6 protein-coding genes and 1 pseudogene are annotated in these 7,534 nt (G+C 47.0%); 2 read left to right on the top strand and 5 right to left on the bottom strand.

What is annotated here, in order from left to right:
- Positions 1–175 precede the first annotated feature (175 nt).
- The 5 genes from H6G03_RS27185 to H6G03_RS27165 all read right to left on the bottom strand — a co-directional run bounded on the left by H6G03_RS27185 (position 176) and on the right by H6G03_RS27165 (position 4,651).
- A complete protein-coding gene (locus tag H6G03_RS27185; RefSeq protein WP_190471484.1) occupies positions 176–787 on the bottom strand; it encodes a hypothetical protein in 612 nt (203 codons plus the stop codon).
- Positions 788–945: 158 nt separating this feature from the next.
- A complete protein-coding gene (gene ribD / locus H6G03_RS27180; RefSeq protein ID WP_190471481.1) occupies positions 946–2,052 on the bottom strand; it encodes a bifunctional diaminohydroxyphosphoribosylaminopyrimidine deaminase/5-amino-6-(5-phosphoribosylamino)uracil reductase RibD in 1,107 nt (368 codons plus the stop codon).
- 66 nt (positions 2,053–2,118) lie between these two features.
- Positions 2,119–2,700 (bottom strand): rod shape-determining protein MreD, encoded by a 582-nt coding sequence (gene mreD / locus H6G03_RS27175; RefSeq protein WP_190471478.1) that lies wholly within the window; start codon positions 2,698–2,700, stop codon positions 2,119–2,121.
- Between the two features lie 114 nt (positions 2,701–2,814).
- A complete protein-coding gene (gene mreC / locus H6G03_RS27170; RefSeq protein ID WP_190471475.1) occupies positions 2,815–3,549 on the bottom strand; it encodes a rod shape-determining protein MreC in 735 nt (244 codons plus the stop codon).
- Positions 3,550–3,643: 94 nt separating this feature from the next.
- A complete protein-coding gene (locus H6G03_RS27165; RefSeq protein ID WP_190471490.1) occupies positions 3,644–4,651 on the bottom strand; it encodes a rod shape-determining protein in 1,008 nt (335 codons plus the stop codon).
- Between the two features lie 949 nt (positions 4,652–5,600).
- Between H6G03_RS27165 and H6G03_RS27160 the strand changes: the two genes are divergently transcribed.
- Both H6G03_RS27160 and ssb read left to right on the top strand, forming a co-directional pair.
- Positions 5,601–7,142, top strand: a complete 1,542-nt coding sequence (locus tag H6G03_RS27160; protein WP_190471472.1) for a reverse transcriptase domain-containing protein — start codon at positions 5,601–5,603, stop codon at positions 7,140–7,142.
- Between the two features lie 88 nt (positions 7,143–7,230).
- Positions 7,231–7,533: pseudogene (gene ssb, locus H6G03_RS27155) on the top strand (single-stranded DNA-binding protein); the annotation flags it as partial.
- Position 7,534: the final 1 nt, after the last annotated feature.

Here is a 7,534-nt window from a genome sequence, read left to right as displayed (position 1 = left end):
TATATTGAAAATCAGAAGTGGAAGCCCGGTACTTGACGGCGATTAAAATCGCCAGGTGCATTCATCCCCATGTCTAAAGCCAGGGGCTTCCTGCACGGTTCAGGTGACAGTGAATTTTTGTATTAATTAGTTACGGTCATTAGCGATCGGCATTTTTACCAAGACTAACAACAGACTAATCTCGCGGCGACGGTTCTGGCGTCCCCTCTGGCGAAATTTGCTCTTGAACAGCAGAGGGATTCACTGTCGATTGTTTCAGAGTACTGGCCACCAAAGCATAGCCCAGATAAGCAGGTAAAATAATTGCTGTCAGAGCGGCGATCGCACCCAACCACATCAGCGGTCTTGACGACGAACCATAATAACATCTGTAGGGATCGAACTTCAAACGTTCCGGCTTAATCAGATCCCGCAACGCCACAGGTCGCTTAAATCGCACCCGGCGATCGTCCAGCTTTTCCAGTAAAATCCAACCAGCTTCCCCCTCTTCATCGCATAAACGCTGAAACACAACCGGGTCGCGAAACAGATCCCGGTTAGCTCGCACAATTTTAAATTCCCACCCTGCCAAACGCAGCTCGCGGGATAACCCTTGTGCGGAACCGTTCGGTTGCCCAGGCACTTCTGCCTCAGCATTTGCCTTGGATTCGTAACGGGTCAAAATTTCTTCCTCCTGTTCCTCTTCTTGCACCACCGCCGCTTGATACCAGCGCATCCATCCCCCAATAGCTGTTGCCTGGAAACCAAGACTACCGACAAACAAGCTTAAAAAAGTAAGTTCTAGCATTTTTTTTGTGCTTTTGTTAGTCTATTGCACTTCCTACCTAGATTGGTATTTTCAATCCGGGAACTTAAGCCATAGGGCATCGAGCGTCGAGGCTATTGTATATTCTTCTTTAGTCCTCAACTTCGATTTGCCAGTTCCCAGAATGTCTCCACTCTAGATCAAACATTTGCCCATATCTGTGCAGGTAAATAACCTTCCATCAAGCAATCTTGACCGACAGTTTGCCAGCTGACTCGTTCTAAAGTAAGCGCTTGGCTCATTTTAGTGAATCCCAGATCTGCCACAGGTGTTGGCGCAGAAGTGCCACCAACGATTTTAGGGGCAATAAAAGCCAAAATTTTTTGTACGGTTCCTTCTGCGATCGCTCGTGCAGCCAAAGTACCTCCACATTCCCACAACACCGAAAGTAAACCCCGCTCATACAAGTATGACAGGGCGATCGCAGGTCTGAGCGAATCCAATTCCACCACCTCCACACCGCGTTTGAGCAGAAACTGCTGAAAATCTGGATTAGCTCCTTTTGCAGTCAAAACCAAAGTAGCAGCTTCTGCCGTCTGCCATAGGTAAGCTTGCTCCGGCAAATTCAGCGTTCGACTCATCACAACTCGCAAAGGATTGTGCCCCTCTGTTTGATGAGTAGTTAAGTGGGGATTGTCTCGACGAACCGTATTGCCACCCACAATTACAGCATCGCAAGCAGCCCGCAGCTTGTGTACCTGGGTGCGAGCATTTGTGTCCGTTATCCAAACACTGTCGCCGGTGGTCGTGGCAATTTTACCATCCACGGTCGTAGCAAATTTCAAAATTCCAAAAGGGCGGCGATACAGAACGCGATGTATAAAAGCTTCATTCAGTTGGCGACAAGCATCCGCTTCGATTCCCACTACCACTTCAATACCAGCCGATCGCAAACGCTCGATTCCGCCCCCAGACACTCGCGGATCGGGATCGATCGTACCCACCACCACCTTACCCACCCCAGCTGCGATCAACGCTTCCGAACAAGGCGGCGTCCGTCCGTAGTGATTGCACGGCTCCAAATTAACATACAGAGTCGCACCTTTAGCCAGTTCGCCTGCTTGCCTGAGCGCAAAAATTTCGGCGTGAGGATGACCCGCTCCCGGATGATACCCTTCCCCGACAATCTCACCTGCTCTGACAATTACCGAACCAACCAAAGGATTGGGCGCAGTTTGTCCTAGAGCTAAACGAGCCAGTTCCAAGCATCTCAGCATCATCGCCCGATCGAATTCTTCATTGTTCATAGTTCATAGCCTAGATATTTGTCTTCTTTCCTGCTTTGTCGCGAACTACGAACAGCGAACCTTTAACTACGACTCCTGCCAGTTTACTTTTTTCCACCAACGATTGAGCGGATAGTAAAGAACTGGAGCCCAGAGACTGCTTAGAATAGCTGATGCCAGCGCAATGCGCTGATGTTCCGTCCAAACTTCAGCCATATTGCGATCGCTCATAGTTGTGAACTGAAGCGCAAAAACCGTTTCTAACAGTATCGCCATGCCAAAAACAATTAACGCCACCGAAATAAAATCTTCTTCCACATATCGTTGTTTTTTAAGGCAAGCGGTCAAAATTCCCGCACAAGCGAGACTAATTGCATGAGAAGGATAAGGTGCCGTCATCCCATCTTGAATCAGCCCCAAACACACACCTGCGATCGCTCCTGATATGGGACTGCGCTTTACGCTCCAAGCAACCACCCAAATCAACAACCAATCAGGCCCGAATCCCAATAATTCCATTCCCGGTAATCGAGCCAGCAAGAAAAGCAAACACAATAAAACTGAGCCAAGAGTGACGAGCGCATTGATAACTTTACGGTTGGTGGGATGCCATTTAGAGATATCAAGCCAGCGATGATATTTTTGAGATGAAGAGCGGTAACTGGTCATTGGTTATTGCTTATCGGCCACTTGTCATTTTTTTGTGGGATCGACCCGTATTTTCAGGTAATTTTCTATGTTTTTCTATCCCTTGTAAAGGCGATCGATCGACAAAATATATTATCAATCACTTGGATAAATAACCACCCACTCCAAGTAACTTGTGGGTGCTGAAAGTACGATCGTAGCTTCAGGAGCGGGGCTTTGGCTGAGATTCACCGATTCCACACGTCCCACAGGCACACCTGACGGAAACTGACTTACTGATGAGGTAGCGACCACATCACCTTTGCGGACATCTGGAACTCTTTCAAAGAATTGAATTACCGCTCGGTCTCCTGACTGACCGCGCATTACACCCATATAGCGACTGCGGCTGATACTAACGCCAACACGACTGCTGGCATCGCTAATTAATAACACCTGGCTAGTATTTTTAGTCACACCGATCACCCGGCCTACCAAACCGCCGGTAGATGTGACAATATAGCCTTGTTTTATTCCCGCTTGAGAGCCCCGGCCCACAGTAATCTGTTGCCACCAGGCATCCGCACTTCGACCAACCACAGGAGCTACAATCCCTTTCGATTTTTGGGCAGATACATATCCCAAAAGCTCTTGCAGTTTGCGATTTTGACTTTGGGCTTCTTCTAACCGCGCTTGCAGTTCCAAACTTTTGGCATCTGCCAGAATTTCTGCTTTCGGCGGATTGGATTGGAAAGGACGGGTCACCAATTGGTAAGTCTCAAAAATTGCTGCACCCTGAGTTTGTTTGACGATCCAGGCAGCTGTGAGAACTGTTCCAACCAGGGTCATTTGTAACCAATTACGATCCCACCAGCGACGTAGCGTGTACATTCAACGAGTTTATGGAATAAAAGTTCGCAGTCAAGTGTAGTGACTCAGAATTTATTTTAAATTCCGGCCTTCAAATTTTAGATTGTATTGAAAGTTACAGGTTGCGAGAGCGACCGCTGAATACTCTATCCAGCTGCTTGATATTTTCTAACACTCGACCTGTGCCCAAAACAACACAACTCAAGGGATCTGCTGCCACGTGTACGACAATGCCGGTTTCGTGGCTGATCAAAGTATCCAAACCTTTCAGTAAGGCACCGCCCCCTGCCAGCATGATACCGCGATCGATAATATCAGCTGCCAGTTCCGGAGGAGTGCGCTCCAAAGTACGCTTAACAGCATCAACAATCACAGCCAGAGGTTCCGACATACTTTCGCGGATTTCCGGCCCTTTAATTGTCACAGTTCGCGGCAGACCCGAAAGTAGATGTAAACCTCGGACTTCCATAATTTGGTCTTCATCAGCATTTGTTGGGTAAGCAGAGGCAATCTGAATCTTAATTTCCTCAGCAGTGCGTTCCCCTACTACCAGATTGTGAACTTTTTTCATGTACTGAACGATCGAATCATTCAGCTCGTCGCCAGCGACCCTTACCGATTCGCTGATCACAGTACCCTGCAAGCTCAAAACAGCTACTTCTGTTGTACCGCCGCCAATGTCGATAATCATATTACCCGTAGGTTCCGCTACAGGTAGTCCAGCACCAATAGCTGCCGCTACCGGTTCGTCAATCAAACGGACATCCCTCGCACCGGCTTGAAGCGCTGCATCCATAACAGCTCGCCGTTCTACTCCAGTTACGCCACTGGGAATGCCAATCACAATTCTTGGTGAAACTAAAGCTCTTCCTTCGTTCACCCGCCGGATAAATGCTTTCAGCATTAGCTCTGCGGTATCGAAATCGGCAATCACGCCATCCCGTAAGGGACGAAGAGCAACTACATTGCCAGGACAGCGGCCCAGCATTTTTTTCGCCTCTTCGCCCACTGCTAGCGGCTCCATCGTATCTTTATCAATGGCCACTACAGAAGGTTCTTGAAGAACAATACCCTTCCCAGATACATAAACCAGTGTGTTAGCGGTACCGAGGTCGATACCCATGTCGCGAGATAAAGGTAAGCGATTGAAAAAACCCACGCGCTTCTTGGCCCCCAAAGAGAGATGCTTTTGTGTACGACTGTAACCCAACCGTGCTGGATTTTATTACGTTTTCTATCCGGCGTCTAGTCAAGCAGGATAATTCTTGTACCAGCAACAATTTAAATCTGTATGCTACCGTCAATTCGCTAAAGTAGATACACCGTAAATGAGTACAGCTGTACTGATAAACAATTATGACTCTCAATCTCAATGTCGTTAGCTTAGTAGGCCGTGTTGGTCAAGACCCCGATGTGAAGTATTTCGGTGCGACCCGTTGAGTGAGAAACCAATCCCCAGATTGGGTATCGCTCGCAAGAATAAGTAGGAATGCCTACCGAACCTTGACAACTTAGCTCCTGAGAGGGTGCGATTTCTCAAAAATGTTAGCTGGAAGTTAATGAATAGCAATATTTTTAGAAGCCAATTCCCTCCTCCTAGATGCCAGGAGATGCAACACTCCCACCGGGAGGACTGACTATCTTTCTCGGTGAAGCGGGGTGCAAAAAGAGGTAACTTTGAACCTGACAGAGAATCCCTAATAGCAGAGATGGGTACGAGTAAGGCCATCTGAACTTACGCTTGAGCCGTCGTAATTTACAACAGCCTACACAGGTTATTGGCTGAGCCAAAAGGCAAGGATAAGGGCTAGGCAACCCGAAATTTGACCTAGAGCATCCCCAACAAACCCGGCGGATAGTAAGACTCTAACCCCATCGCAATCGCAGGAGCTAGGAACGGGATAACTCGCCAATTTCTCTCAAGAAAGGTCGAATCTTGAGTAGGTAGTCAACCGCATGAAATTGGCGAGAGGGATTGGCTCTCAAGCCAATGCCTTTGGGAAAGCCAAAGGATATGCTGACAGAGCCACGATAACTCAGAGATGGATAATTTTAGTAGGAGTAAACAAGTCATGAACACGGCGATAAAGCCGATGTATGGATGGGAAACGATCGACTGGGCAAAAGTCCAGCGACAAGTTTTCAAGCTCCAAAAGAGAATCTATCGAGCCTCTATTCGTGGTGATGTAAAGACAGTTCGCTCTCTACAAAGGCTGTTGACTAAATCTTGGTATGCCAAGTTGGTAGCAATCAGAAGAGTCACGCAGAATAACTGGGAAAAGAATATGTTTGGTTTGGGTGGTTTAGCTAAACTAACCAATCACCAGAAAATTAACTTAGCCAAAAAGCTGCGATTCAATGACAAATCTCAATCAGCTAGACGGGTATTGATTCGCCAACTCGGAAAGGATGAGAAAAAACCGCTTGGTATACTAACGATCGCAGAACGAGCAAAGCAAGCCCTATTAAAACTGGCGCTAGAACCAGAATGGGAGGCTCGCTTTGAGCCAAACAGTTATGGTTTTAGGCCCGGACGGTCATACCACGATGCTATAGCCGCCATCTATAACAGTATTGTTCAACAACCAAAATATGTTTTAGATGCGCGTATAGAGAAGCGCTTTGACCGGATTGACCATGAAAAACTACTCTCCAAGCTGCAAACTACTCCGACATTCAGACGACAGATTAAAGCATGGCTCAAATCTGGGATTATGAATGGTAAGGAAGTATTTCCGACAGATGAAGAAAGCTTACAGGGAGCGATAATATCTCCCTTGCTGGCAAACATTGCCCTTCACGGTTTGGAAGATATGCTACAAAAAAAATTCATCAATAGGATCGCAAACGATCGGAACCGAAAAGTGACATTAGTTCGATATGCCGATGATTTTGTCCTCATGGATGAATGCTTGGAAGTAGTTCTGGAAGCCAAACAGCTAATAGAAGAATGGTTGATGGAGATGGGGTTAGCCCTTAAACAATCTCAAACCCTAATTACCCATACTTTCAAAAAATATGATGGAAATGTAGGGTTTGATTTTCTGGGATTCAATGTCAGACAATACCCGTGCAGTGCTAAACAAAGCGGTTTGGACGGCGAAACCAAAAGCAAACGAGGGCATAAAACGCTCATTAAACCCAGTAAAGAAGCGATCGATCGCCACTTGGCAAGCCTGGACGAATTGCTTGCCAAAAATTGTAAATCCAGTCAGACAGAAGTAATTAATGCTCTCAATTCTGTAATTGTAAGATGGGCAGCATATTACTCTACAGTGGCGAACAGTCGCACTTACAAGTACATGGATAATGCGATGTATCAGAAGTTGTTTGCTTGGGCTAAACGCCGAAGAAGCAAAGGACGGAACAATACAAAGCTAGTCTCGCATTACTGGGGAGTCAACAGAGGGTTAGGCTGGCGGTTCATGACTTCAGACAATCGATATATCCTAGAAAGATATCGGGATACAAAGATTGAAATCTACGTCAAAGTTAAAGGTGGAAGAAGCCCTTATGATGGCGACTTCCAGTACTGGAGCGATCGTCTCAGCCAACATCCCACACCACTTAATGTAGCTGTCATAACACCATTGGAGCGGAGGTACCGTTACTAGCTGAGTTATTGAGGAGCCGTGTGCGGTGAAAGCTGCACGCACGGTTTTGAAGCAGAGGTAAGCAAGGCGACTTACTTATCGACTGTAACAGTCCGGTAGCGTTAAGTGTCGGTTGACTCTGGCAGTTAATCACTGGTCTCGCGATGGCAAGCAAACGGACTGGTTCAATTTGGAACTCTGGGGGAAGACAGCAGAAATAGCTGCTAACTATGTGCGTAAGGGCAGCTTGATTGGTGTCAAAGGTTCGTTGAAGATCGATACCTGGCGCGATAGCGCTACGGGTGCCAATCGCTCGTCACCTGCGATCCGGGTAGATCAGATCGATCTTTTAGGTTCCAAACAAGATAACGAGGCCGGCCAAATGGATAGCTACAGACCAGAGGAATTTTAAA

Origin of the sequence: Aerosakkonema funiforme FACHB-1375, assembly GCF_014696265.1 — a bacterium.
Lineage (GTDB): Bacteria > Cyanobacteriota > Cyanobacteriia > Cyanobacteriales > Aerosakkonemataceae > Aerosakkonema > Aerosakkonema funiforme_A.
Note: the sequence above shows the minus strand (reverse complement) of the source record. Positions and strands in the feature narration are given on the sequence as shown.

What these genes read in the sequence shown, in the direction of transcription:
- H6G03_RS27185 (WP_190471484.1), bottom strand. Translation starts at nt 787, where the DNA reads ATGCTAGAACTTACTTTTTTAAGCTTGTTTGTCGGTAGTCTTGGTTTC.
- ribD (WP_190471481.1), bottom strand. Translation starts at nt 2,052, where the DNA reads ATGAACAATGAAGAATTCGATCGGGCGATGATGCTGAGATGCTTGGAA.
- mreD (WP_190471478.1), bottom strand. Translation starts at nt 2,700, where the DNA reads ATGACCAGTTACCGCTCTTCATCTCAAAAATATCATCGCTGGCTTGAT.
- mreC (WP_190471475.1), bottom strand. Translation starts at nt 3,549, where the DNA reads ATGTACACGCTACGTCGCTGGTGGGATCGTAATTGGTTACAAATGACC.
- H6G03_RS27165 (WP_190471490.1), bottom strand. Translation starts at nt 4,651, where the DNA reads ATGGGTATCGACCTCGGTACCGCTAACACACTGGTTTATGTATCTGGG.
- H6G03_RS27160 (WP_190471472.1), top strand. Translation starts at nt 5,601, where the DNA reads ATGAACACGGCGATAAAGCCGATGTATGGATGGGAAACGATCGACTGG.